Annotated in this window: 22 protein-coding genes; 13 read left to right on the top strand and 9 right to left on the bottom strand. The window is 66.3% G+C overall.

Annotated features, from left to right (window positions below; genetic code table 11):
- Positions 1 to 30 precede the first annotated feature (30 nt).
- Entirely contained in the window at positions 31 to 1,662 is a 1,632-nt protein-coding gene (locus GK109_RS07840; RefSeq protein ID WP_157239547.1) for an MFS transporter, read from the bottom strand.
- Between the two features lie 519 nt (positions 1,663 to 2,181).
- Here GK109_RS07840 and GK109_RS07835 point away from each other — a divergent pair.
- Positions 2,182 to 2,442, top strand: coding sequence for a hypothetical protein (locus tag GK109_RS07835; RefSeq protein ID WP_157239545.1), 261 nt, complete (start codon positions 2,182 to 2,184; stop codon positions 2,440 to 2,442).
- Between the two features lie 130 nt (positions 2,443 to 2,572).
- Here the strand turns inward: GK109_RS07835 and GK109_RS07830 are convergent, their stop codons facing one another.
- Complete coding sequence (locus GK109_RS07830; protein WP_370460460.1) at positions 2,573 to 4,981, bottom strand: ATP-dependent DNA ligase; 2,409 nt, start codon at positions 4,979 to 4,981, stop codon at positions 2,573 to 2,575.
- A gap of 40 nt (positions 4,982 to 5,021) precedes the next feature.
- Here GK109_RS07830 and GK109_RS07825 point away from each other — a divergent pair, with 40 nt between their 5' ends.
- The 3 genes from GK109_RS07825 to GK109_RS07815 all read left to right on the top strand — a co-directional run bounded on the left by GK109_RS07825 (position 5,022) and on the right by GK109_RS07815 (position 7,629).
- On the top strand, positions 5,022 to 6,152 hold the full coding sequence (locus GK109_RS07825) for a Ku protein (protein WP_157239543.1): 1,131 nt from the start codon (positions 5,022 to 5,024) through the stop codon (positions 6,150 to 6,152).
- Between the two features lie 201 nt (positions 6,153 to 6,353).
- Positions 6,354 to 7,208, top strand: coding sequence for a class I SAM-dependent methyltransferase (locus GK109_RS07820; RefSeq protein WP_157239542.1), 855 nt, complete (start codon positions 6,354 to 6,356; stop codon positions 7,206 to 7,208).
- A complete protein-coding gene (locus tag GK109_RS07815; protein ID WP_321215163.1) occupies positions 7,201 to 7,629 on the top strand; it encodes an SRPBCC family protein in 429 nt (142 codons plus the stop codon). Before GK109_RS07820 ends, GK109_RS07815 begins: the two co-directional genes overlap by 8 nt.
- Positions 7,630 to 7,758: 129 nt before the next feature.
- Here GK109_RS07815 and GK109_RS07810 read toward each other — a convergent pair whose 3' ends face one another.
- The 5 genes from GK109_RS07810 to GK109_RS07790 form a co-directional block, all read right to left on the bottom strand.
- Complete coding sequence (locus tag GK109_RS07810; protein WP_157239538.1) at positions 7,759 to 8,034, bottom strand: HPr family phosphocarrier protein; 276 nt, start codon at positions 8,032 to 8,034, stop codon at positions 7,759 to 7,761.
- Between the two features lie 66 nt (positions 8,035 to 8,100).
- Positions 8,101 to 10,197 carry a fructose-specific PTS transporter subunit EIIC gene (locus GK109_RS07805; protein ID WP_370460459.1) on the bottom strand — a complete coding sequence of 699 codons (2,097 nt, stop codon included), beginning with the start codon at positions 10,195 to 10,197 and terminating at the stop codon, positions 8,101 to 8,103.
- Between the two features lie 2 nt (positions 10,198 to 10,199).
- A complete protein-coding gene (locus tag GK109_RS07800; RefSeq protein WP_157239534.1) occupies positions 10,200 to 11,207 on the bottom strand; it encodes a 1-phosphofructokinase family hexose kinase in 1,008 nt (335 codons plus the stop codon).
- Positions 11,204 to 12,010 (bottom strand): DeoR/GlpR family DNA-binding transcription regulator, encoded by an 807-nt coding sequence (locus tag GK109_RS07795; protein WP_321215166.1) that lies wholly within the window; start codon positions 12,008 to 12,010, stop codon positions 11,204 to 11,206. Before GK109_RS07795 ends, GK109_RS07800 begins: the two co-directional genes overlap by 4 nt.
- A gap of 251 nt (positions 12,011 to 12,261) precedes the next feature.
- Positions 12,262 to 12,519, bottom strand: a complete 258-nt coding sequence (locus GK109_RS07790) for a DUF6458 family protein (RefSeq protein WP_157239533.1) — start codon at positions 12,517 to 12,519, stop codon at positions 12,262 to 12,264.
- A 241-nt stretch (positions 12,520 to 12,760) separates the two neighbouring features.
- Here GK109_RS07790 and GK109_RS07785 point away from each other — a divergent pair, with 241 nt between their 5' ends.
- The 3 genes from GK109_RS07785 to GK109_RS07775 all read left to right on the top strand — a co-directional run bounded on the left by GK109_RS07785 (position 12,761) and on the right by GK109_RS07775 (position 17,042).
- Positions 12,761 to 13,405 (top strand): alpha/beta hydrolase, encoded by a 645-nt coding sequence (locus GK109_RS07785; RefSeq protein WP_157239531.1) that lies wholly within the window; start codon positions 12,761 to 12,763, stop codon positions 13,403 to 13,405.
- A 394-nt stretch (positions 13,406 to 13,799) separates the two neighbouring features.
- A complete protein-coding gene (locus tag GK109_RS07780; protein WP_157239529.1) occupies positions 13,800 to 14,552 on the top strand; it encodes an HAD family phosphatase in 753 nt (250 codons plus the stop codon).
- Positions 14,553 to 14,699: 147 nt separating this feature from the next.
- Positions 14,700 to 17,042, top strand: a complete 2,343-nt coding sequence (locus tag GK109_RS07775) for a glycoside hydrolase family 65 protein (protein ID WP_157239527.1) — start codon at positions 14,700 to 14,702, stop codon at positions 17,040 to 17,042.
- A 21-nt stretch (positions 17,043 to 17,063) separates the two neighbouring features.
- Here the strand turns inward: GK109_RS07775 and GK109_RS07770 are convergent, their stop codons facing one another.
- Positions 17,064 to 18,392, bottom strand: coding sequence for an MFS transporter (locus GK109_RS07770; protein ID WP_157239526.1), 1,329 nt, complete (start codon positions 18,390 to 18,392; stop codon positions 17,064 to 17,066).
- 158 nt (positions 18,393 to 18,550) lie between these two features.
- Here GK109_RS07770 and GK109_RS07765 point away from each other — a divergent pair, with 158 nt between their 5' ends.
- Both GK109_RS07765 and GK109_RS07760 read left to right on the top strand, forming a co-directional pair.
- The gene (locus GK109_RS07765; RefSeq protein WP_157239524.1) at positions 18,551 to 19,363 is read left to right on the top strand and encodes a hypothetical protein; all 813 of its coding nucleotides are present in this window, start codon (positions 18,551 to 18,553) and stop codon (positions 19,361 to 19,363) included.
- Positions 19,347 to 20,096: a LamB/YcsF family protein gene (locus GK109_RS07760; protein WP_157239522.1), complete on the top strand. Its 750-nt coding sequence runs from the start codon at positions 19,347 to 19,349 to the stop codon at positions 20,094 to 20,096. Before GK109_RS07765 ends, GK109_RS07760 begins: the two co-directional genes overlap by 17 nt.
- Positions 20,097 to 20,193: 97 nt before the next feature.
- Here the strand turns inward: GK109_RS07760 and GK109_RS07755 are convergent, their stop codons facing one another.
- Positions 20,194 to 21,552, bottom strand: coding sequence for a DUF445 domain-containing protein (locus GK109_RS07755; protein WP_157239520.1), 1,359 nt, complete (start codon positions 21,550 to 21,552; stop codon positions 20,194 to 20,196).
- A 49-nt stretch (positions 21,553 to 21,601) separates the two neighbouring features.
- Here GK109_RS07755 and GK109_RS07750 point away from each other — a divergent pair, with 49 nt between their 5' ends.
- From GK109_RS07750 to GK109_RS07735, 4 genes are read left to right on the top strand one after another with little or no spacing between them, the layout of a single operon-like run.
- Positions 21,602 to 22,501: a glycerophosphodiester phosphodiesterase family protein gene (locus GK109_RS07750; protein ID WP_157239518.1), complete on the top strand. Its 900-nt coding sequence runs from the start codon at positions 21,602 to 21,604 to the stop codon at positions 22,499 to 22,501.
- Positions 22,502 to 22,558: 57 nt separating this feature from the next.
- Positions 22,559 to 23,008, top strand: a complete 450-nt coding sequence (locus GK109_RS07745) for a hypothetical protein (protein ID WP_157239516.1) — start codon at positions 22,559 to 22,561, stop codon at positions 23,006 to 23,008.
- Entirely contained in the window at positions 23,005 to 23,805 is an 801-nt protein-coding gene (locus GK109_RS07740) for an AzlC family ABC transporter permease (protein WP_370460458.1), read from the top strand. The genes GK109_RS07745 and GK109_RS07740 overlap by 4 nt, the downstream gene beginning before the upstream one ends.
- Positions 23,802 to 24,113 (top strand): AzlD domain-containing protein, encoded by a 312-nt coding sequence (locus GK109_RS07735; protein ID WP_157239514.1) that lies wholly within the window; start codon positions 23,802 to 23,804, stop codon positions 24,111 to 24,113. Before GK109_RS07740 ends, GK109_RS07735 begins: the two co-directional genes overlap by 4 nt.
- Positions 24,114 to 24,160: the final 47 nt, after the last annotated feature.

Genomic DNA, 24,160 nt, shown 5'->3' with positions numbered 1-24,160 from the left:
ACCGGCAGGACCGGTTCCGCCGGAGTGCGACTAGGCGCCGGCAGGAACCTTGTCGGCCTCGCGTGCATCGGCGTCGCGCGCATCGGTGATGTCCTGGGTCTCGAACGGGAGTTCGTCCAGGTTGAGCAGCGGGTTCTCGTCCTGCGTGGCAACCAGTTCGCGTGCCTCGGCCTGGGTATCCACGCTGGGCATGGACCCGGGCAGCGGGCGCTGGGCCGACTCCTTGAGGAAGTAGATGGCCACGGCACCCACCAGGGAGGTTCCCATCAGGTAGTACGCGGGCATCATGTCGTTGCCTGTGGCGCTGATGAGGGCTGCCACGATGAACGGAGTGGTGCCGCCGAAAATGGCCACCGAGAAGTTGTACGCGATGCCCATCGCCCCGTACCGGCTGGAGGTGGGGAACTGCGCCGGGAGGGCGGAGGCCAGGTTGGCGACGTAGAACGTCACAGGGAATGCGATCAGCGCCAGGCCGGCCAGGGTGGACCAGATCTCGCCGATGCCGATCAGCAGGAAAGCCGGAGTGGCCAGGACCACTGTGCTGACTGCGCCGATCCACAGGACGGGCCGGCGGCCGATTCGGTCCGACAACTTTCCGGTCAGCGGAATGCAGAGGCTCATGACCACCAGCACGGGGATGGTCAGGAGGGTGCCGTGCACCGGATCGTAACCCTTGGACTCCGTGAGGTAGGTGGGCATGTAGGACGTCAGCGCGTAGCCGGCGGTGTTTGCTGCGGCCACCAGGATCATGGCAACAATGATGGAGCGCCAGTAGGCCTTGACGATGCCCACCGGGCCCTTCGCCGTTGCCTGGTCGGATGACGCCGCATGCTTCGCGAGATCCTCCTGGGCATCCAGGGTGGCCTGGAACTGGGGGGACTCCTCGATCTTGCTCCGGAAGTAGACCGCGATCAGGCCCAGGGGCCCGGCCACCAGGAACGGAATACGCCAGCCCCACTCCTCCATGGCTGCCTGGCCGAGCGTCAGCTGCAGGACCGAGACCAGGGCGGCCCCGATGGCGAAGCCCATGTAGCTGCCCAGGTCCAGGAAGCTGGCGAAGAACCCGCGGCGCTTGTCCGGGGCGTATTCGCTGACGAAGGTGGTGGCACCGGCGTATTCACCGCCGGTGGAGAAGCCTTGGACGATCTTCAGCAGCACCAGCAGGCCTGCGGCCCACAGCCCGATCTGGGCGTAGCCGGGCAGGAGGCCGATGGCGAACGTGCTCGCTGCCATCAGCATCAGCGTGGCGGCGAGGATCTTCTGCCGGCCCATCTTGTCGCCCATCCAGCCGAAGATCACGCCGCCCAGGGGGCGGGCAATGAACGTGGCGGCGAAGGTGCCAAGCAGGAACAGCGTCTGGGTGGTGGGGTCCGACTCCGGCAGGAAGACCGGACCCATGGTGGTGATGAGGTAGCCGAACACGCCGACGTCGTACCATTCCATGGTGTTGCCCACGATGGTGCCGCCGAGGGCTTTCTTCAGCATGGGCTGGTTGACGACGTTGACGTCCGATTCCTTGAGCCGGCGCCGCGCGAGCAGCTTAGGCTTGCGCGGGCTTTTGGTAAGAGCCGACGACGGGGCGCCAGGGGGTGTAGCTGGGTTGGTTCCAGAGGCGCTGTTGACGCCTGCGGAAGAGTCTGTCGTGCTTCGGTCTGTGGGCATTTGGGCAACTCCTGTGGAGGTCATTTGCTTGCGACTTGTAGCTGCGCCGCTCCGGGCAGGCCTTCAATTTTACGCGAATGCCGTAGCGCCTGCGTGGTTTATGCCGTAGGATCACCCGTTTGGCAGCCGTATCCGGCACGTTTACCCGAATTCTTTTCCCGCCTTTTCCCGCGCCAGCACTGGCATGCGGCGGGCCCAGGCCCATCGTTACCCAATCTTTTTCGTTTTATGCGCCACACCCCCGTGAATCTGTCCCAAGATGGCGCTGAAAGTGACCGGGACCACGCCGGGCCGGACCTGCCGGGCGCACACCGGGCCGCGGTCCAGGGGCACTTTTGCCGGCCCAGGCGGAGGGGGTTCACAGGTGCCGTGTGCGTCCCTAAGGTTGTTCCATGGAAACACTTTCTTTCAGGTAGGGGACGCCTGCGGCCAAGCCACCGCGGGCCGCTTCGAAAGTTTTTGCCGGGGCCCGGTTTTGGCCACTCTCGATAGCACTTCATCTGTGGAAGGGAAGAACAAATGGCTGACGAAAAGCGTGAATTCCCCATCAATCCGGAGGTTGCGGACCACCTCGCCGCGGCAATGGACACTCCGGACATGCCGGGTGCCGAAGCGCCCCTTGCCCCACTGGGGGGAACCGGGCAGCGCACCTGGCCGGATGGATACGGAAAGCGCCGGCACCCGAAAGAGCGGGATGCGGGCCACGGCCGGATAGGGCAGGGAGCCGCAGTGACGGCGATCCACCGCACCAGCCGGCCGCAGATGCCGCACTCGTCCTAGGCCCCGGACACTTTAGGACGCGCATCCTGCCTGGCAACGCGTACATGGCCTGGCGACACCGAAATCCGGTGCGCCAGGCCTTTTGCGTGTCCCGGATCAATCTGGCCTTCTTTGCGAGTGGCCGGCCGGCTCAGCCTTCGCGCACAACCTCCGCCGGGTCCTTGTCCAGCCGCCAGCCCCGCCACACGGGATGCCGCAGCCTCCCGGTTCCCGTCCACTCGCTGTAGGTCACTTCGCCGACAAGTTCGGGGGCAATCCAATGCGCGTCGGCGGCATCCGGGCGCGGAACGTCCAGGAACGGCGAAGTCTTCCGGGCCAGCCGTTCCACGGTTTGCCGCAGTTCGGCAAGTTCCCTCCCGCTGAAACCGCTGCCCACCCGCCCCGCGTACTGCAGCTTCGTCCCGTCCGGAATGCCCACCAGCAGTGAGCCCACGGTGTCTTCCCGCCCGCCTTTGCCCGGGCGCCAGCCGCCCACCACAACCTCCTGCGTCTGTTCCACCTTCAGCTTGATCCAGGTACGGGTCCGCTGCCCGCTCACGTACCGGCTGTCGGTCCGCTTGGCCATCACCCCTTCGAGGCCCAGCTCCCGGGCACTCTCCAGGATGTGGTCCACCCGGTCCTCGAGGACCGGAGAAAGCCCCGCGGGGCAGCCCGATGCGGTGAAGAAGTCCTCCAGCCGTTGCCGGCGCTCGGCGAGCGGCAGCCTCCGGAGGTCCGTTCCGTCGTCGTGCAGCAGGTCGAAAAGCATCAGCTGCACGGGAATGGCAACCCGGGCCCGTGCGACGTCGGCGGGCCGGGTGAGCTTCATCCTTCCCTGCAGGAGCCCGAAGTCGGGCCTTCCCGCCGCGCCGATGGCCACGATCTCACCATCGGCAACGAACGGCCGGGCCGGCCAGCAGGCCCGGTCCACGAGTTCGGGGTAGGTGCTGGTGACATCGTTGCCGTTGCGGCTGAATATCCGTACCGTCCTTTCGTCTCCCACGAGGATGGCGCGGACCCCGTCCCACTTGAGTTCGAACTGCCAGTTGCTGCCCTGCAGGTCGGCGGCGTCTCCGGAGGTGGCCATCATGGGCCTGTAGTCCCCGGGCCGCACCGCAACGTCTTTATCCCGTGCCTCCTCCTGTCCTTCCCGCGGCGGTGCGTGCCGCCGTCGTCCGCCAGGCCGCCCGGGCTCCATGAGGTGGATAAGCCACTGGCCCTCGGAATCCCTTCCCTGCCCCCGCCCTGTGTGGATAAGCGCGAACTTCCTGGTCCCGCCCAGCCCTCCTCCTTCCGAACCGGTGAGGGTGGCAATGACTTCCCTGCCGTTGATCCACTTGTCCAGCTCATACGTCCCGTGGTCCCAGATGGTTACCTCGCCGGCGCCGTATTCCCCTTTGGGAATAGTCCCCTCGAAGCCCGCGTAGTCCAGGGGATGGTCCTCGGTCTGCACTGCCAGGTGGTTCTTGCCGCCGGACTCAGGCACCCCCTTCGGCAGTGCCCAGGACACCAGCACTCCTTCATGCTCCAGGCGGAAGTCATAGTGCAGGCGGCTGGCGTGGTGCTCCTGGATCACAAAGGTATTCCCGCTGCCGGCCGTGCCCGTGAAGGGTTCCGGAGTCTTCCCGGGATCACGCATGGAGCGGTACTTCTCCAGCCGGGGGTCGTTGCCGGCGTTATCGACGGCGGCGAACGGGTCCTTGCCTTCCTGCACGCGCCGGATCACCGCCTTATGGTCCAGGTGGCTGAGGCCGGGGGAGCCGAGCTCCTCCCAGGTCCGGGGCGCAGCCACCATGGGGGTGGGGCGGCCACGCAGCGAGTACGGCACGATAGTCGTCTTGGCTGCATTGTTCTGGCTCCAGTCCACCAGGACCTTGCCCTTGCGCAGGCTCTTTTTCATGTCGCTGACGGCCAGGTCCGGGTGGTCGGCCTCAAGGGCCCTGGCAAGTTCGCGGGCGAAGCCGGAGACCTGGTCAGAGGTCTGGCTCCGGTCCAGGGCGGCGTACAGGTGGATGCCCTTGCTGCCGCTGGTCACCGGCACGGGGTCCAGGCCCACGTCCTGGAGGATGGCGCGCGCCAGGAGGGCTACTTCAACGCACGCCTCCAGGCCGGCGCCTTCGCCGGGGTCCAGGTCCAGGACCAGCCGGTCGGGGTTCAGTTGGTTGCCGTGGGAGTCCACCTGCCACTGCGGAACGTGGATTTCCAGGGAATTGATCTGCCCGAACCAGGTAAGGGTGGCGGGGTCGTTGACCATCGGGTAGTAGATGGTGCGGTCCTTGTGGGTGATGGCTGCCCGGGGGAGCCAGCCCGGAGCCGAGTCCTCAAGGTTCTTCTGGAAGAACACCTCGCCGGGCTTATCGGCGGTCCCGACGCCGTTCACCCAGCGCTTCCTGGTGGCCGGCCTGTTGTACGCCGCCGGGATCAGGACGTGGGCCACAGCGGCGTAGTAGGCCAGGACGTCCGCCTTGGTGGTGCCCGTCTCCGGATAGATGATCTTGTCCAGGTTGGTGAGGGTCAGTTCCCGCCCTGCCACCCTGACACGCTCCTTAGCGGCGGGCACGGGGCTTCACCTCCGGCGTTGCGTGATGTTCACTTGAGGAATGAGAGCCATCTGGAAAGGTGCCATCGCGTTCGGCCTGGTCAACGTGCCCGTGAAGGTCTACAGCGCCACTGAGGATCATGACATCAGTCTGCACCAGGTCCACAACGCCGACGGCGGCCGGATCCGCTACCAGCGGCGGTGCGAGGTCTGCAGCCAGGTCATCGATTATTCGGACATCGAGAAGGCCTACGAGGAGGACGGCCGGACGGTGGTCCTGTCCAAGGACGAACTCAAGGCCATTCCGGCGGAGAACAACCATGAGATCGAAGTGGTGCAGTTCGTCCCGTCCGAGCAGCTTGAGCCCATGATGTTCGAGAAGAGCTACTACCTTGAGCCGGACTCCAAGTCTCCCAAGGCCTACGTGCTGCTGCGCAGTGCGCTGGAAGACACGGACAGGGTGGCCATTGTGCAGTTCGCGCTGCGGGAGAAGACCCGGCTGGGCGCTTTGCGGATCAAGGACGATGTCCTGGTGCTCCAGTCCCTCCTGTGGCCGGACGAGGTGCGGGAAGCGAAATTCCCTTCCCTTGATGCATCCGTCAAGATCTCCCCGCAGGAGCGCGATATGTCCGCGGCCCTGGTGGAGTCCATGGCGGCCGATTTCGATCCCGCTTCCTTCACGGACGACTACCAGGTCCAGCTCCGCCAGCTTATTGAGGCCAAGCTGGAGCAGGGTGAATCGCTGGACACCGAGGAAACCTTCGGCGTGGAGGCCGGCGAGGGCAGCAAGGGTGAAGTCATCGACCTGATGGAGGCGCTGAAGCGAAGCCTGGACCGGAAACGGGGCGGCGGGTCCGATGCCGCGGCAGGACGGGCGGGTGGCGAAGCCGGCGGGGACTCCGGCAGCGAAGCCGGCGAAGACGAAGCAGCCGCCAAACCGGCGCGCAAGCGGTCTACCGCGGCTAAGACCAGTGCCGAAAAGACCGGCACCGCGGCGAGGTCCGCGGCAGCAAAGTCCACGGGAACGCAGTCCGGCACGGCCAAATCCGGCGCAGCCAAGTCCGGCACGGCCAAGTCCACCCCGGCAAAATCCGCCGCCGCCAAGTCGACAGCGGCCAAGTCCGCCGAAAAACCCGCCGCCAAGGCGTCCACCAGCAAGGCGACGGGAACCCGGGCGCGCAAGCCTGCGTGACGGCCCCTGTGATGGCCTGCCGCCTGCGGATCCTGATCCGGTGCCCGATGCCATGTACATGAAACTACTAAGCTTGCTTGCGTTCCGGTAGCGGGGTGCTCTTTACAGCCGGGTCAGGTGCGTCCACAATGAGTCGCATCGCAGCCACCGCTGTGCCCACAGCGTGCTGACACTCCAACGGCCCTGTGAGGAGCGCTGAACATGAACGATCAGACAGATGCAGCCGAGGCGGACCGGGAACTCAAACAGAAACACCGGGCCATGTGGGCATCCGGTGATTATCCGGCCCTCGCTGACGAGATGCTCCTGGACCTCGGCGCCATCCTGGTTGAAGCCTGCGGCATTACCTCCCGCCACAATGTGCTGGATATCGCCGCCGGATCAGGCAACGCGGCCATTCCCGCGGCCATGATGGGAGCCAAGGTGGTGGCCAGCGACCTCACCCCCGAGCTTTTCGAGGCCGGCCGCCGTGAGGCCGCGAACCGGGGAGTCAGCCTGGACTGGAAGGAAGCCGACGCGGAGGCCCTGCCCTTCGCCGACGCCGAGTTCGACGTCGTCATGTCCTGCCTCGGCGTCATGTTTGCCCCCCACCACCAGGCGGCGGCGGACGAACTCCTGAGGGTGTGCAAACCGGGTGGAAACATAGGACTGTTGAGCTGGACCCCGGAGGGGTTCATCGGCAGGATGTTCGACACCATGAAGCCCTTCGCCCCGCCGCCACCGCCGGGAGCACAGCCGGCGCCGCTGTGGGGAAGCGAGGAGCACGTGCGTGAACTGCTGGGGGACAGGATCACGGATACCGCTGCGCGCAAGCAGACCCTGGCCGTGCGGAGCTTCCATCAACCCGGCGACTTCGTCCGCTACTTCAAGTCCCACTACGGCCCCACCATCTCCGTCTACAAATACATCGGGGAGGACGGGAACAAGGTCAAAGCCCTGGACCAGGCCCTGACGGAACTGGCTGACTCCTTCGGCGATGCCCACGGCGACACCCCGTTCCAGATGGAGTGGGAGTACTTGCTGTTCACTGCGAAGAAGGCCAAGGAAAGTGCCTGATTACGTGGCCACGTCCTCGGTCACGGTTGATGCCCCTCCCACCCGCGTGTGGGATGTCATCACGGACCCGGCGGCCACGAAGGAGTTCATGTTTGGCACCGAGCTCTCCACGGACTGGACCGTGGGCGGACCCATCACCTGGAGCGGCAACTGGGACGGCAAGGACTACGAGGACAGGGGCACGATCCTCGAGGTGGTGCCCGCCAGGAAACTGGTCTACACGCATTTCAGCCCCCTCGCCGGGCAGGAAGACAAACCGGAGAACTATCACACCCTCACCTGGACGCTTCAGGACAAGGGTGGCCGGACGCTTTTGACGCTGACCCAGGACAACAACACCACGGCGGAGGCGGCTGACCACTCAAAAGGCATGTGGGACAAGCTCGTGGCGGACGTGAAGAGGATTTCCGAGGGCAGTTAACCCGCTTGGTTGGGATGGGGCGGGGGATTAACGCAAGCGGCCGTCGTCGGGCGTTTCCCTGGGAGGGAAGGCCCGACGACGGCCGTGCGGCTTGGCCGCCGGGGCAGCCTGTCAGCTGCCAGTCAGCTGCTAGGCGTCGTGGTCCGTTTCCAGGATCTGGACGAGGCGGTCCAGCGCGGTGTCCGCGCCGTCACCTTCGGCGCGAAGGACCACCACGTCGCCGTGCGAGGCGCCCAGGCTCATGAGGGACAGGATGCTGGCAGCGTCCATCGCCTCGTCCACCGGCTCGCCCTCGCGGGCGATGGTGATGTCCAGGTCGTACTCTCCTGCTGCCTCGGCAAAGATGGCGGCGGGGCGGGCGTGCAGGCCCACGCGGCTGGCGACGGTTGCTGTGCGTTCTGGCATTGTTGCTCCTTAGTCTTCCGGCGTGCTGAGGGTTCAGCGGCCGGTGGGGTATGCGGCTAAGCCGGTTCAGACGGTTACGGGAACCGGTTCAACCGTATCAACGGTCTTCTTGACTGCCCAGCGCTTCAGGGCGATGACCGACAGCGCGGTGATCACCGTGCCGACGGCGATTGAGACGACGAACATCAGGAAGTTGTCGATGGCGAAGAACACGAAGAGTCCGCCGTGGGGTGCCTTGGATCCGACGCCCGCCGCCATGGAAATGGCTCCTGTCACGGCCCCGCCCAACATGCTGGCGGGGATGACGCGCAGGGGGTCGGCTGCGGCGAAGGGGATTGCACCTTCGGAGATGAAGGACGCCCCCAGCAGCCAGGCAGCCTTGCCGTTTTCCTGCTCAGCCAGGCTGAAGAGCTTCTTGTTCAGGACGGTGGAGGCCAGTGCCATGGCCAGCGGGGGAACCATGCCGGACGCCATGACGGCTGCCATGATCTGCCACGGCGCCTGGTTGTCCATGGTTGCAGCGCCCAGGCCGGCGACGGCGAAGGAGTAGGCAACCTTGTTGACCGGACCGCCGAGGTCGAAGCACATCATGAGGCCCAGGATCACGCCGAGGGCGATGGCACCGGCACCGCTCAGGCCCGACAGCCAGGCGTTCAGGCCCTTGGTGATGGCCACGATCGGTCCGCCAAGGATGACGAACATCAGGCCGGAAGCCACCAGGGATGCCAGCAGCGGGATGATGACCACCGGCATCAGGCCGCGCAGCCAGCGGGCCACCTGAAGGCGGCCCACCACGTGGGCGATGTAACCGGCGAGCAGGCCGCCGACGATACCGCCGAGGAAGCCGGCTCCCATGAACCCGGCCACTGCACCGGCAACGAAGCCGGGGGCGATACCGGGACGGTCAGCGATCGCGTAGGCGATGTAGCCGGCCAGCGCCGGGACCAGGAAGCCCAGTGAGAGCGCACCGATCTTGAACAGCACCGCGCCCAGGTAGGCGCCCAGCGGGCCCCAGGCGTTGTCAGGGAACTCGGTGGGCAGGTTGAAGAGGCTGTTCTGGACAACGATCGTGTCCGCGTACTTGGTGATCAGGTAGCCCCCCATGAGGAAGCCGAGGGCGATCAGGAGGCCGCCACCTGCCACGAACGGAATCATGTAGCTGACGCCGGTGAGCAGGGCCTTCTTGAGCTTCTGCCCGATGTGCTCGCCCTTTTCCTCAGCCTCGTGCTCGGCCTGCTCCTCAGCACCGAAGTGCGGAACGCGCCGGGCATTGGGGTTGTCGGCTGCGGCGAGCGCTTCCTGGACCATCTTGTCCGGCTCGTCGATGCCGCGCTTCACGGGGGCGTTGATGACGGGCTTGCCGGCGAAGCGCTCCTTGCCGCGCACGTCAACGTCTACGGCGAAGATCACGGCGTCGGCCGCGGCGATGACGGCGGGGTCCAGCGCCTTGGCGCCGGAGGAACCCTGGGTTTCCACCTGCAGGTCCACGCCTACTTCCCTGGCGGCTGCCACGAGGGAATCGGCCGCCATGTAGGTGTGCGCGATGCCGGTGGGGCATGCGGTGACGGCGACAAGACGCTTGGGACCCTTAGCGGCGGAACCTGCCGATGCCCCTGCGGGCGCATCGGCGGCAGCCGAGGAACCAGTTGAACCGACGCTGGCGCCAACCGGGACTGCGTCAGCGGGGGCGGGTGCGGCGTGTGCGGCGGGCTTGTCAGCCAGTGCGCCTTCGACCAGTTCCACAATCTCCGTTTCCGAGGAAGCGTTGCGCAGGGCCGTGGTGAAGTCCTTTTTGATCAGGGACCTGGCCAGCTTCGAGAGCAGCTTCAGGTGCTCCTGGTCGGCTCCGTCCGGGGCTGCGATGAAGAAGACCAGGTCCGCCGGGCCGTCCTTGGCTCCGAAGTCCACCTTGGGATTGAGGCGGGCCATGGCCAGGGTGGGTTCCGTGACGGCGGCCGAGCGGCAGTGCGGGATGGCGATGCCGCCCGGAATGCCGGTGGCGGTCTTCTGCTCGCGGGCGAAGGCGTCAGCGAAGAGGCCTTCAACTTCTGTTGCGCGTCCGGCGGCAGCTACTTTGCTTGCCAGGTGCCGGATCACCGCCTCGGGCGCGTTGCCCAGGTTCTGGTCGAGCTCGACCAGGTCCGTGGTGATGAGCTGGGTCACTGTCAATCCTTTCGAAGGGCCGTGATGGTTACGGCATCCGGGGTGGTTTGGTGTACTGCCGGAACCGTTGAACCGGGCAGGGAGGCGGCTGCGGCACCGTGGGCCACAGCCTGGCGAAGGCAGTCGACCGGGGCGGCGCCCCGGCCATGGGCGAGCAGGTAGCCGGCCAGCGCGGAATCGCCCGCGCCCACCGTACTGACCGCGGCGACCGGCGGATGCGTGGCCAGCCACGCGCCGTCGGCCGTTACCAGGACAGCTCCCTTGGATCCGAGAGTTGCCAGCACAGCACCCACGCCGGAACGTACGACGGCGGTCGCGGCGGCCGCCGCCGCCACCGAATCCGCTTCCAGTTCGTCAGCGGTAGCCGCGGCGAAGCCGGCTGCAGCAGCCAGTTCCGCCAGTTCTTCGGCGTTGGGTTTGAGGAGGTCCGGTTTCCCGGAACCTCTGCCGGCCGGTTCAGCACCGGCGTCGCCTCCGGACATTGCCGCCGCGAGCGGCGCACCGGAGGAGTCCACGGCAATGAGCGGTGCACTGCCGTTTCCGGCTGCGCGGATCCGGCGGGCCGCCGTCGCGTAGAAATCGGCAGGGAATCCCGGCGGCAGCGAACCTGCAAGGACCACCCAGCTGGCTCCGTGGGAGCTCTCCAGCAGCAGTTTGATCAGGGCTTCCTGCTGGTCCGCATCCATGACCGGACCGGGCTCATTGATCTTGGTGGTCACGCCACCGGGTTCCGTGAGGGCCACATTGGTGCGGAGCGGTTCGTTGATGGGCAGGGAAACAAACGGCACCGCGCTTTCCCGCAGCCCGGCCAGGACGGGATCGCTGTCCGCGCCGGGGAGGACGGCAACGGAGTCCAGGCCGGAGGCAACCAGTGCACGGGACACGTTGACGCCCTTGCCGCCCGACTCCTGGCTGACGGAAACGGCACGCTGCACTTCGCCCCGAACCAAAGGGCCTGGCAGTGCCACGGTCCGGTCAAGGCTGGGGTTGGCGGTGAAAGTGACGATCATGCGATCACCACGTCAACGCCGGCTTCTTCAAGGGCGGCCGCCAGTTCCGGGCCGGGCTCGCTGTCTGTAATCAAGGTGTCCAGATCTTTCAGGGAGGCGAACTGGACCAGGGTTTCCGTGTCCAGCTTGGAGGAATCGGCCAGCACAACAATCCGGCGGGCCGAGTGGACGAAAGCTGCCTTAACCGCGGCTTCCTCGGGGTCGGGCGTGCTCAGCCCAAAGCTTGCGTGGATTCCGTTGGTGCCGATGAAAGCGATGTCCGGCCGCAGTTTGCCGGCGGCCTCCACGGTTGACTGACCCACGGCAACCTGGGTGATTCCGCGGACCCGGCCGCCGAGTATCTCAAGGGCGATGCCGGGAACGCTGGAGAGTTTGCCTGCGATGGGAACGGCGTGGGTGATGGCCACCAGTTCCGCCCGCGGTCCGGTTGGGTCGGAAGGTTCGACGGCGGCGCGCCGCGAGAGCATGTCCGCCAGGACTTCCGTAGTGGTGCCGCCGTCGATCAGGACGCTGCCGGCGGAGTTGCGTGGAATGAGGGCCAGCGCGGCTTCGGCGATCCGGATTTTCTGGTCCGGCCGCTGGATGGCGCGCTCGTTCACGCTTTCCTCGGTGGTGCTGAACCGGTCTGCGGCAACGGCTCCGCCGTGGACGCGGCGGACGGTGCCCGCATTCTCGAGGGCGGCAAGGTCGCGGCGGACGGTTTCGGTGGTGATGCGGAAGCGCTCGGCCAGGAGGGTCACGCTGACCCGGCCGCTGCCGGCAACAAGCTCGGCAATCTTTTGCTGGCGCTCCTCGGCGAACACGTACCCTCCGTTGCGTAGGTCTTCTGGTGGTGTGGATTGTTCACTGTGGCTGCCGTCCCTGCGTGACTGGCATCACATGATGTTGAGTTACTTGACTTTATCTTTGCTTGTGTTGGTTTGTCAATGGAAACCCACATGAAACAAAGTGCCGCTTCCCGGGACGGCAAAAAGCCGGGCCGGACCATGGATGGTCCGGCCCGGCTCCTCGGGTCAACGTCGTGTCCTGCGCTGCGGCGCGGACCCCGGTGGTGCTACAGCCCGCCGTCGCGGCTTTCGTTCCGCGTAATGCGTTCCCCGGTATTCGGGTCAACCACGGAGCGGGTCTCGCTGATGCGCCGGCTGCGGCCCGGGGAAGCGAGGATGAGGGAGGCGATGAGTCCGATGACGCCAACCGCCATCAGGATGTAGCCGATGAGCACCTGGTCCACGAAGGGGATGAGGCCCGGAGCGACCGCCCAGGCAAGGATGGCGCCGAGGGCGATAAGGAAGATGGAGGATCCGATTCTCATGCTTTGCTCCTTGTTGTCACGGATGGAAGCCTTCTTGGGCCGCGGACTTTTGGTAAGCATGCTGTCCGTTAAGCGTCACGCTACAGCCCGGGGTGGCTGTATTCAATGGCGGGGGCCGGCGCGTAACCCATTCGTTGTGCTGTGGCGCCTGTGAAGAAAGAGGCTGATGCGACTCGAGGACGCTGCCCTCGGACCGGCACGGCTCGGGCATCAAGCCATGCAGGCTGGCTAGGCTGATCCGATGGAAACAGTTGTGTGGTCCAAACCTGAAGGCGAGCGGGCGGGCACCCCACTACTTGTGATGATGCACGGTTATGGCACTGACGAGTCCCGCATGGTCCGCCTTTTTGAGTACCTGCCGCCCGAGTTCACGTGTGCGGCGCTCCGAGCTCCGATGCCGATCGGTGACCATTACGGCTGGTTCATGCTGGACTACTTCCTGGCCAATGACTTCGCGGATGTCATTAAAGCCTCGAGTGCCGTCCAGGCCTGGATCAACAGCGTCAAGGCCCGGCACAGCAGCGTAAGCCTGCTCGGCTACTCGCAGGGCATGGCAATGGCGAGCACTCTGCTGCGCCTCCACCCTAAGGACTATGAGGCGGTGGTGGGACTTTCCGGTTTTGTGCTCCGGAATGAACTGCTGTCCCTCACGGAGTCCTTCGACACCAGGCCGCCCTTCTTCTGGGGCCGGGACAAGGCAGACCTGGTCATCAACGAGGACGCGATCGCCTACACCGAGGAATGGCTCCAGCAGAACACGCTCCTGACCGCCAGGACCTACCCCGGCATGGGCCATGCGATGTCGAAGACGGAGATGGTGGACGTGAGCGTCTTCCTGCGACACTATGTGCTCCGCCCGGACGGGTCCGGAAAAATCGGCGCGTGACGCTCTTCCGTGCTGAGACGTGCCTCACGCAAGGCCCGCTAGAAAAAACAGTTGCCAGCTAAATTTGTAAGCGCTTACACTCATCTTCGGCCGTTATCGCGGCCCTGAACTGGGCGGACAAGGAGATCAGCGCGGTGTCGAGGGTTTACTGCAGCCGGATACTGTCCCATGCCCTTTATCCGGCCAGCGATGCTGGAGGTGCCGCCGGTTTGTCCGACGACGGGCGCCGCGTCCATCATGGTAGGGATACACCGATCAGCAATGCCAGAGCCGAGGCGCTCCCCATACAGACCGCCGCCCGTGGCCGCAGATCGTTCGGGCACCGATGCCTCCCCAACTCCAAGCATCCAGCCTTCAAGGCTGCCCGCCGTCCTGAAAGGACAACGCACCGCTGATGACTGAAAACACCGCAGCAGACAACGCAGCAGCCGAGGTGTCCGCCTGGGCTGGTGCCTCTGCCATCCTTTTCGACCTGGACGGGGTGCTGACCCCCACGGCAACCGTCCATGAACGGGCATGGCAGGAACTGTTCGAGGACTACCTGGCGGCGCAGCCCCAGGTTCCCGGATACAGCGAGAGTGACTACTTCGACCACATCGACGGCAAGCCGCGCTTCGACGGTGTCCGCGATTTCCTGGCCTCGCGGGGGATTGTGCTCCCCGAGGGCCCCACTGACGACGATCCCGCCAACACCACCGTGCAGGGCCTGGGCAACCGGAAGAACAGGATTTTCAACGACATCGTGAGCGCGGGGGTGGAGCCCTTCCCCGGGTCGGTGCGCTTCCTCGAAGCCGCGCTGGAACGCGGACTGAAGGTCGCCGTCGTCTCTTCCTCCCGAAACGCTCCGGCCGTCCTCGCGGCAGCCGGACTCAGCGCCCGTTTCCCGGTGGTGGTGGATGGCATGGTCGCGGCAAGCGAAGGCCTGCCCGGCAAGCCCAGTCCCGCCACCTACGAGTACGCCGCCCGCCTGCTGGGCCTCCCCAGCGGGGAGTGCGTGGTGGTGGAGGATGCCGTGTCCGGCGTCCAGGCCGGCGAGGCCGGAACCTTCTACTCGGTCATCGGCGTGGACCGCGGCGCCGGGCGGCAAACGTTGCTCGACGCCGGAGCCACCCTGGTGGTCAATGACCTCAAGGAACTTCTGCCCTAGAGACGGCAGCCTTCCCCGAGGCCGCCCGCTGCTACCCCCGGCAGCTCCCGCCAGTACGCATTACCCCTGAACGCATCACCCCCCGAAAAGTATCCCCAGGCCGGCAGCAAACCGGTTGCCCGGCCAAACGCCTAAGGACCCAACACCATGGCCCTGATCTCAGCGGACCGCGAAAGATTCCCCAACACACCCTGGCAGCTCGTGGAAACACGCCACGAAGCGGGCAGTGAAGGGACGCTGGAAACACTCTTTGCCCTCGGCAACGGACATCTGGGGATCCGCGGCGCCCACTGGGCCGCCGCCGACTCCGACCTGCCCGGCAGTTTCATCAACGGGCTGCACGAAATCTGGGACATCAAGCATGCGGAAAACGCCTTCGGGTTTGCCCGGACCGGCCAGCGCATCCTCTACATTCCAGATGCCAACAACTTCACCGTGGTTATCGACGGCGAGTCCCTCAGCCTGGCCGAGTCCGAGGTGCTGGATTACCGGCGCTCCGTGGACTTTTCCACCGGAGTGTATGAATGCCGCGTCACCTGGCAGTGCCGCTCCGGCGCCGTCGTCACCACAACCGAACGCCGCGCCGTAGGTTTCGCCTCCCGCGGAGCCTTGGGGATCTCCCTGGATGTGGTGACGGACCGTGAGGTTTCCGTGGATGTCACCTCCTCGGTGATTAACCGCCAGGACCAGCCCGTTGAGGACCACTCTGTCCACGATCCCCGGCGGGCGGGCCGGCACGCCGGACGCGTGCTGCTGCCCCTGCGCCTCGAAGGCGGCGACGGATCACTCCGGCTGGCGTGGGAGGCTGCCGAATCCAAGCAGCGCGTGGGCGTTGCGGTTGACCACTGGACCTCCGCAGGGCACCAGCCGTTCGACACGCTGGTGGACCAGGACGACAGCAGCGTGCGCTACGTCCTGGCCGTCAGCCCGGGAGAGCCGTTCCGCCTCGAAAAGAGCGTCAGCTACGCGGCAGGCCCGGCGATCCAGGACCCTTCGCTCGACCCCGCCGCGGCCGCGGAGGAAGGCCTCCGCCCGGTGGAGGACATCTTTGCCGAGAGCGAAGCGCACTACCGCGACTACTGGGCCACCTCCGACATTGTGGTTGACAGCCAGTCCGTGCTGCAGCAGGCCATCCGCTGGAACCTGTTCCAGCTCGCCCAGGCGACGGCGCGTGCCGGCGTCGCCGGCATCCCCGCCAAGGGCGTGACGGGATCCGGCTACGAAGGCCACTACTTCTGGGACCAGGAGGTGTACCTCCTGCCGTACTTGACGTACACAAACCCCGCCGGTGCTCGGCAGGTCCTCGAATTCCGCCATGGCATGCTCCCCGTGGCCAAGATCCGGGCCAAGGAACTGAGCGTTGACGGCGCCCTGTTCCCGTGGCGCACCATCAACGGGCTCGAAGCCAGCGCGTACTACGCCGCCGGCACGGCACAGTTCCACATCGCCGCTGCCATCGCCTTTGCCACCAACCGGTATTTCTGGGCCACCGGGGACACCGCGTTCCGCGACGGGTTGGGCGCCGAACTGCTGATTGAAACGGCGCGGATGTGGATCTCGCTGGGCTTCTTCGGCAAGGACGGGCTCTTCCACATCCACGGCGTCACAGGTCCCGACGAGTACACCGCCGTGGTCAACGACAACCTCTACACCAACGTGATGGCCCGCTTTAACCTGCGTGCTGCCGCGGCTCTGGAGCATGCGGGCATCACGCAGGAAGAGCGGGAGCTGTGGGAGGCGGCCGCCAACCGGATGCAGCTGCCGTTCGATGAGCGCATGCAGGTGCATTCGCAGGACAACGACTTCATGCACCTGGAACCGTGGGACTGGACCACGCCCCGGTCCAAGTACCCCCTGCTCCTGCATTTCCACCCGCTGGTGATCTACCGCCACCAGGTCCTGAAGCAGGCAGACACCGTCCTGGCAATGTTCCTGCAGTGGCAGGATTTCACGCCTGAGGAAAAACACCGCGCCTTCGACTTCTACGACCCCCTGACAACGGGCGATTCAACCCTTTCGGCCTGCGTCCAGGGCATCATGGCCGCCGAGGTGGGGTACTCACGGCAAGCGCTGGACCACTTCACCAACGCCTTGTTCATCGACCTCGATGACACGCACGGCAACACCATCGACGGCGTGCACATCGCCTCCACCGGCGGGGTGTGGAGCTCCCTGGTCTGCGGTTTTGCTGGGTTGCGTGACCAGGGCCCCATTCCGTACTTCGACCCGCGGCTGCCGTCGGAGTGGGACGGGCTCACTTTCCACCTGAAGATCCAGGGGCGCCTGTTGCTGGTTGAACTCCGTGCAGGGGCCATCACCCTCACGGTCCGTGAAGGGGAAGCCCTGGCCGTGGACGTCCGCGGCCAGCTGGTCACCGTAGGTGCCGAGCCCGTCCAGGTGGCGCTCGAACCGGTGCCGGAACCGGAGCCCACGGTTTTCCCCAGCGGACATCCGACGGCGAGTATCCCCGTGGTGCGTGCCAACAGCTGAGTGAGGTGCGGCGGTGGGAGCCTAGTCTCCTGCCGCCGTCGTGCGCTCCGCCTCGGGTAACCGGTCCAGCGGGTGGGCCAGTTCGTCGTCGGGCATGCGCGCAGCGGCCATGGCAATCACTGCCATGACGGGGCATACGCCGCCGGCCACCAGGAAGATCAGCCAGACAGGCAGGACCTCGGCGGCCGGACCGGCCAGCGCCATTGAGACAGGCATCAGGGCGAGCGAAACGAAGAAGTCCAGGCTGGACACCCGGCCCAGCAGGTGCGGCGGGACGCGCCGCTGGAGCAGGGTGCCCCAGATGACCATGCCCACGCTGCCGGTGGCGCCGAAAACGAACAGCGCGGCGGCGATGGCCCAGAAGCTGTCCATGACGCCGACTGCGGCCAGGGGCAGGCTGCCGGCACCCCAGGACACCATCATCACCGTCAGGTAGCGGCGCGGCAGCCGGAAGGACGCCGTGAACAGCGAGCCAAGGGCGGCACCCACCCCCATGACGGCCAGGAGGAAGCCGAACATGCGGGAGTCGCCGGCAAGCTGGTCGCGCACCACGAACGGCAGGAGTACCTCGATGGGCCCGATCAGGAACAGCACGGAGATGCACGCCCAGATAAGGGTCCACAGCAGCCAAGGTGTTTGCCGGGTGTAGCGGACTCCCTCGCGCAGGTCGTGGAGGAAGGATGTCCCGGGGGCCCCGGCGCCTTCGCCGGCCGCCGCCCCGCGTCCGTCCCGCTCCGCCCCGTTGGTGGGCGCGGCCTGTGCATGCTGGCCCAGGAAGTTCAGGACGATGAAGGCCAGCAGGTGGCAGGCGGCCACTGCCGTGACAGCGTGCGACGGCGACAGGGCAGCCACCACCATGCCCGCCACCGCAGGGCCCGCCGCCTGCTGGAGCACGGGCCGCATGGAACCTTCCATCCCGTTCGCCGCCAGCAGGTCCTGCGCGGGGAGGATGCGCGGCAGGATTGCGGAGTAGGCGGGAAAGAAGAACGCCGCGCCGACGCCGAGGACAAAGGAACCCGCTGCGACGTGCCACAGCTGGAGCAGGCCCGTCATGGCGAGTCCGCTGACGGTGGCTATCACCGCAAGGTTGGCGCCCTCCACGGCAATGATCAGCCGGCGCTGGGGGACCCGGTCCGCTGCGATGCCGCCGGCCAGGACGAACGCCACCAGGCCGGCGCTGCCCGCGGCCGCCACCAGGGAGAGTTCCAGCGGGCCGCCGCCCAACTGGATCACCTGGTACACCATGGCCACGGCCCACATGCCGGAACCGAAAATCGAGATGGCCAACGCTGCGATGAGCACCCGGTACTCGCGGTGCGCAAAGGGCCGCAGGGCTTTTGGGGTGGGCATAGGGTAAGTCTAGGCTTTGGGCGTATGCCGGGGAGCCAGCCCAAACCGCCCTCCCGGCCGCGGCAGGTGGGGATGGCACTGGCGGTAGCCTAATGTTAAGCAACCTTAGTATTAGCGATTCCGGCATCGGCCCGCCGGCGAGACAAACAGAGGTGACCATGGCTACGCGCAGCAACCCCGCAGTACGAATCGCGCAGGAAACTGCCCACAACGCGGTATTCGATGCCGACGGCAAGCCCAAGCCCGGTGTCCACAACATGCTCCTCAGGGCGGTGGAGATCCAGCGCCCCCTGGTGGTGGCGTACATCCGCCGGCTGCAGAGGAAGCACCCCCGGGCCACGGCCGCGCAGCTGGCTGACATCCTGGAGCGCGACTACCTCCGCGCCGTCACCGGCGGCGGCGCGCTGGTGGGCGCAACCGCCGTGGTGCCCGGTGTCGGGACGGTGGCGTCCCTTGGGCTCTCTGCCGCCGCCACCGTGGGGTTCCTGGAGGCGACGGCCCTCTACTCCACCTCCCTTGCGGAACTGCACGGGATCCGGCTGACCAACCCCGAGAAGGCCAGCACCATGGTCATGGCCATCATGTTGGGCGAGGAGGGGACTGCCCTGCTTGGGACGCTCAGCGGCCAGGCGGCCGGAAGGGAAATGAACGCCAACAAGGCCTGGGGCAATGTCCTTTCCAAGTCGATGGCAGTGCCGGGCTTCGGCAGCATCCGGAGCAGGATCCAAAAGGCTTTCCTCAAGAACCTCCTCAAGCGCCAGGGGTCCGCGCTCTTCGGCCGGGCCCTGCCGTTTGGCATAGGTGCTGTGGTGGGCGGAGCCGGTAACCTCATCATGGGGCGCGCTGTGGTGGCCAACGCCAAGGAGGCGTTTGGCCCCATGCCGGACACCATCCCCGGAGAGCTCACCGCTGCGGCCGCGGCACAGGACAACAAAAAGCTGGAAGGCAACACTTTTGGATCTCAACGCTGACCTTGGCGAATCGTTCGGTTCATGGAAGATGGGGGACGACGCCTCCATGTTCCAGCTGGTCACCAGCGCCAATGTGGCCTGCGGTTTCCACGCCGGAGACCCCGTCACCATGCTGGACAGCTGCAGGGCTGCCTACGAACTGGATGTCACGGTCGGCGCGCACGTGGGGTACCGGGATCTGGCAGGCTTCGGCCGCCGCTCGCTGGACATGAGCTTCGACGAGCTGTTCGGCGACGTCCTGTACCAGTTGGGGGCGCTCGACGGCGTTGCCCACGCCGTGGGTGCGTCCGTGGACTATGTGAAGCCGCACGGAGCGCTGTACAACCGGCTGGTGCGCGACGCGGAACAGGCTTCCGCTGTTGTGGCCGCCGTGAACGCCTACGATCCCGGCCTTCCCATCCTTGGGCTGCCGGGATCTGAGCTGCTGAAGCAGGCGAAGGAGGCCGGCCACCCGGTGTTTGTCGAGGCCTTTGCGGACCGAGCCTACCTTGCCGACGGAACGCTGGTGCCGCGCTCACAGGAAGGTGCCGTGCTGCACGACGTCGACGCGATCGTCGAGCGGGCCGTGCGCCTTGCGACCAAGGGGGAAGTAGTGGCCCTGGATGGCAGCGTTGTGCAGGTCCGGCCGGATTCCCTGTGCATTCACGGTGATACTCCGGGAGCCGTTGGGATGGCTGCCGCAGTCCGGGCCGGGCTTGAAGCGGCCGGCGTGGAGCTGGAGTCGTTCGCCTAGCCTGCGTCCTAAAAGCAACGCGGGGTCACTTTTGGCCGGTGCGGGGCCGTTTATCGGGTACTAAGTGACCTCGCGTTGCTTCGAAACGGTCTGTGGCCTACCCAAATATCAGGTGCGCCACCGTGAAAATTGCCAGCCCGGCCAGCGACCCCACCACGGTGCCGTTGATCCGGATGAACTGCAGGTCCTTGCCCACCTGGAGTTCGATCTTTTGCGAGGTTTCCTCCGCATCCCAGCGGGCCACGGTATCGGTAATCACTCCGGCGATGTCGGAGCGGTACGTCCGCACGAGGTAGCCGGCGGCGTCGCCGATCCAGGTGTTCACCTTCCCGGCGAGCTCGGGGTCGCTGACCAGCCGGGAGCCGAAGTCGCGGACCGCAGCCTTGAACTTGATGGTCAGTTCGCTGTCGGGATCATCCACCGCACCCAGGAGGGCGCTCTTCACGGTGCCCCACGTGCGGGAGGCGAGTTCGCGCACCTCGGGATCGCCCAGGACCTGGGCCTTGATGTCCTCGGCGCGGGCAATCATTGCCGGATCGTGCTGCAGGTCTTGCGCGAGGTCGTTGAGGTACCTGTCGATGGACTGCCTTACCTGGTGGTTCGGGTCGGCCTGCACCGCGCGCACGAACTTCAGGATCTCCACGTAGACCTTGTCGCCCACCAGTCCGTCCACGAACTGCGGCACCCATGTGGGGGAGCGGTCGGACACCAGGTGGGTGACAGTATCGTGGTTGTCATCCACCCAGTCGGCGGCCCGGTCCACCAGCAGGTCCACCAGCTTGTGGTGGTGCCCGTCGTGGAAAATCCGCTCCGCCATCTTTCCCACGGGAGGTCCCCACGGCGGAGCCAGCAGGTGCTTGCGCACCATTCCCTCGATGACCGCCTGGACGTCGTCGTCGTTCAAAACCTTGAAAATACCCCGGATCAGGGCGGCGCCCTCCTTGGCTACCCTGTCTGCGCCGGCCGGCGTGGCAAGCCATTCCCCGGCCCGGCGGGCAATGTTGACGCTGGCCAGCTTCTCCTGGACCACCTGCTCGGAGAGGAAGTTAGTCTCCACGAATTCGCCCAGCGAGGCGCCGATCTGGTCCTTCCGGCGCGGGATGATGGCGGTGTGCGGGATCTTGATGCCCATGGGGTACTTGAACAGTGCGGTAACGGCGAACCAGTCAGCCAGCGCGCCCACCATGCCGCCCTCGGCTGCGGCCCGCACGTACTGCAGCCACGGATACTCCTTCTGCAGCGCGAAAGCGAAGACAAAAATCACCGCCATCACCACCAGCAGCCCGAGCGCCACCAGCTTCATCCTCCGCAGCGCTGCCGCCTTTTCGGCGTCGCCAGGGCTGACGTGATGGACGACGGCGGCGCGCACCTTCGGGCGGCCGTTCGGGTCGGGCGCGGCGGAAGGCGCTGGCCCGGTGGGTGCTTCCCGGGTAGTTGGCTCAGAGTTCACCTGCATGTGCCAAGCCTAGCCCCGCGGTTCGCGCCGGGTCGGCTACCGTGTCTCCATGACCAGTGACGAGTCCGGGCCGCAGCGGCCCACGGTCTTTGCCCACCGCGGTTCCAGCGCCGCCTTCGCCGAACACACCCGTGCCGCCTATCTGCAGGCGCTGGCAGACGGCGCCGACGGCGTGGAGTGCGATGTCCACCTCACGCGTGACCAGCACGTTGTCCTCCTGCACGACGCCAACCTGGACCGCACCTCCGACGGAACCGGGCCCGTCGCCGAACGCACGCTGCGGGAACTGAGGCACCTGGATTTCTCGTCATGGAAGGGCGTGCGTATTCCCGAAACGTACGGGGCGCTGTCCGAGCAGTTCCTGACCCTGCCCGAACTGCTCGAGATCCTCCGGGGCGCCGGCCGGCCGGTGAAGCTGGCCATCGAACTCAAGCACCCCAGCCCGTACCAGCTCAAGCTCGAGGACCGGGTCCTGGAAGTACTGCGGGACGAGGGCTGGGATCCACTGACCTCTTCGCTGGACAACGTGTCAGTGACGTTCATGAGTTTCAGCCCGGACTCAGTGCGGCAGTTGCTCCACTCGGTTCCCCCTGAATTCGTCTGCCAGCTGGTGGACGATGTGGACATCCGGGTAATCCGCGCGGGCCTGGGCTTCGGCGTGATAACCGGCGGTGCAATTGCCAACCTGATGAAGGCCGCCCAGCTCGAAGGTGAGCGGATCCTGGACCTTGGCGAGGTGGGTATGGCCGGGCCCGGAATCGAGTACGTGCGCCGGCACCCGGCGTCCGTCCAACGCTGGCTCGCCGCCGGCCGGCGCTTCCGGGTATGGACGGTGGACACGGAACAGGATGTGGCGCTGTGCACAGGACTGGGCATCCAGGAGATCACCACCAATGTGCCCGCCCGTGTCCTCAGCCAACTGGAGCTTGCCTCGCCCCAGGGCAGGTAAGTTCCCGGCCGCGGGATGGTTTCGGCGCTTCCGGCGGTGCTGTGATTGAGTTGAACCATGCCTCTTCCCCGCTCCGGCCGGGCCGCCCAACACCTTTCTGCTGCAGCCATGAGCGCACTGCTCCTGGCAAGCGCCATGAAGCACTTCCGCGACCCCGGCTTCTACCGCCAGGTGGTGCCCGATTACCTGTGCCGTGACGACGGCGCTGCGCCCTCGCGGCCCTTCGCCCTCCTTTCGAGGGAGGAATGGATCGCGGTGAGCGGCCTGCTGGAGCTGGCAGCCGCCGTCGGAATCATGGTCCCTGGAACACGAAAGGCAACCGCCACAGCCACCACCATGATGTTCGCTGCGTTCCTCGCGGGGCATGTCGACGCCCTCCGCCGGGCATACGGGCCGCAAGGAACCCGGGCGCAGCGGAAGGTGCACAGTGTGCGGCTTCCGCTCCAGGCGCCGCTCATTGCGTGGGCTTGGAGCCTGCGGAAGCCCGCCGTGGGAGCGGGGCTGTGACGCTGCTGGCATCACCGGCAGTGCGGATGGGCATCTCCATCAGTATCGCCACCGGCCTGTACGGCGTTTCCTTCGGCGCGCTCTCGGTCACGTCAGGGCTCAACTTCTGGCAAACCATGGCCTTGAGCCTGCTCCTGTTCAGCGGCGGCTCGCAGTTCGCTTTCATCGGTGTGGTGGCGGGCGGCGGCTCCGGCATCGCGGCCATGAGCGCTGCCACGCTCCTGGGAATGCGCAACGGGATCTACGGCATGCAGTTGAACGCCCTCCTGCACCCCACGGGCTGGCGCAAGTATGTGGCCGCCCAGTTGACCATCGATGAATCCACGGCCACAAGCTCCGGCCAGGCGGACCCCGCTGAACAGCGCCGCGGGTTCTGGGCTGCGGGCATCGGAATCTACGTGCTGTGGAACCTGTTCACCGCCGTCGGTGCGCTCGCCGGCAGCGGCCTGGGCGATCCAAAACAGTGGGGACTGGACGGCGCAGCGGTGGCTGCATTCCTTGGCCTGCTGTGGCCGCGGCTCAAGGGACGCGAGCCCGTTGCCATCGCCGTTGTGTGCGCCGTGGCCACCGTGATCGCCGTTCCCTTTGTCCCTGCGGGCGTCCCAATCCTCGTGGCGGCGGTGGTGGCTGCCGTGATCGGCTGGTTCAGCCACGGCCGCAGTGATGAAGGCCTGGAGCCGGATGTCGACCCCTACCGGGAACGCCACCGGCATGGCGGCAGGGGCGGCAGCCCCCTCGCGGGCCCGCATGAAGGCCGGGCCCGCGCGAAGGAGACAGGACAGGGGACAGCCGAATGAGTCTCTGGATCTGGCTCCTGATTGCGTGCGCCCTGGCCTACGCCTGGAAGCTGGTGGGCTACTTTGTCCCGGCCCGGCTGCTCGAAGATCCGAGGATGTCCCGTGTGGCCGGCACCATGACCATCGGATTGCTGGCATCCCTGACCGTGGTGAATACTTTCGCAACCGGCCAGTCGCTGGTTGCTGACGCAAGGCTGGGAGCACTCGCGGCTGCCGCCGTAGCCCTGGCGCTCCGGGCGCCGTTCCTGGTGGTGGTGCTGGCCGGAGCGGGCACGGCTGCGCTCTTGAGGATCCTCGGCTGGAATTGAGCGGGCGCCCCTTCCGGAAGCCCATGTTGCGATGTGGTGAAGATCAC

Origin of the sequence: Pseudarthrobacter sp. GA104 (genome assembly GCF_009741265.1) — a bacterium.
In the GTDB taxonomy this organism is placed as follows: domain Bacteria; phylum Actinomycetota; class Actinomycetes; order Actinomycetales; family Micrococcaceae; genus Arthrobacter.
The sequence above is the reverse complement of the archived record's forward strand: the minus strand, read 5'-3'. Positions and strand labels throughout refer to the sequence as shown.

Excerpts from the sequence above, each read along its gene's own strand:
- GK109_RS07840 (WP_157239547.1), bottom strand. The coding sequence starts at position 1,662 with ATGCCCACAGACCGAAGCACGACAGACTCTTCCGCAGGCGTCAACAGC.
- GK109_RS07835 (WP_157239545.1), top strand. The coding sequence starts at position 2,182 with ATGGCTGACGAAAAGCGTGAATTCCCCATCAATCCGGAGGTTGCGGAC.
- GK109_RS07825 (WP_157239543.1), top strand. The coding sequence starts at position 5,022 with ATGAGAGCCATCTGGAAAGGTGCCATCGCGTTCGGCCTGGTCAACGTG.
- GK109_RS07820 (WP_157239542.1), top strand. The coding sequence starts at position 6,354 with ATGAACGATCAGACAGATGCAGCCGAGGCGGACCGGGAACTCAAACAG.
- GK109_RS07810 (WP_157239538.1), bottom strand. The coding sequence starts at position 8,034 with ATGCCAGAACGCACAGCAACCGTCGCCAGCCGCGTGGGCCTGCACGCC.
- GK109_RS07800 (WP_157239534.1), bottom strand. The coding sequence starts at position 11,207 with ATGATCGTCACTTTCACCGCCAACCCCAGCCTTGACCGGACCGTGGCA.
- GK109_RS07790 (WP_157239533.1), bottom strand. The coding sequence starts at position 12,519 with ATGAGAATCGGATCCTCCATCTTCCTTATCGCCCTCGGCGCCATCCTT.
- GK109_RS07785 (WP_157239531.1), top strand. The coding sequence starts at position 12,761 with ATGGAAACAGTTGTGTGGTCCAAACCTGAAGGCGAGCGGGCGGGCACC.
- GK109_RS07780 (WP_157239529.1), top strand. The coding sequence starts at position 13,800 with ATGACTGAAAACACCGCAGCAGACAACGCAGCAGCCGAGGTGTCCGCC.
- GK109_RS07775 (WP_157239527.1), top strand. The coding sequence starts at position 14,700 with ATGGCCCTGATCTCAGCGGACCGCGAAAGATTCCCCAACACACCCTGG.
- GK109_RS07770 (WP_157239526.1), bottom strand. The coding sequence starts at position 18,392 with ATGCCCACCCCAAAAGCCCTGCGGCCCTTTGCGCACCGCGAGTACCGG.
- GK109_RS07765 (WP_157239524.1), top strand. The coding sequence starts at position 18,551 with ATGGCTACGCGCAGCAACCCCGCAGTACGAATCGCGCAGGAAACTGCC.
- GK109_RS07755 (WP_157239520.1), bottom strand. The coding sequence starts at position 21,552 with ATGCAGGTGAACTCTGAGCCAACTACCCGGGAAGCACCCACCGGGCCA.
- GK109_RS07750 (WP_157239518.1), top strand. The coding sequence starts at position 21,602 with ATGACCAGTGACGAGTCCGGGCCGCAGCGGCCCACGGTCTTTGCCCAC.
- GK109_RS07745 (WP_157239516.1), top strand. The coding sequence starts at position 22,559 with ATGCCTCTTCCCCGCTCCGGCCGGGCCGCCCAACACCTTTCTGCTGCA.
- GK109_RS07735 (WP_157239514.1), top strand. The coding sequence starts at position 23,802 with ATGAGTCTCTGGATCTGGCTCCTGATTGCGTGCGCCCTGGCCTACGCC.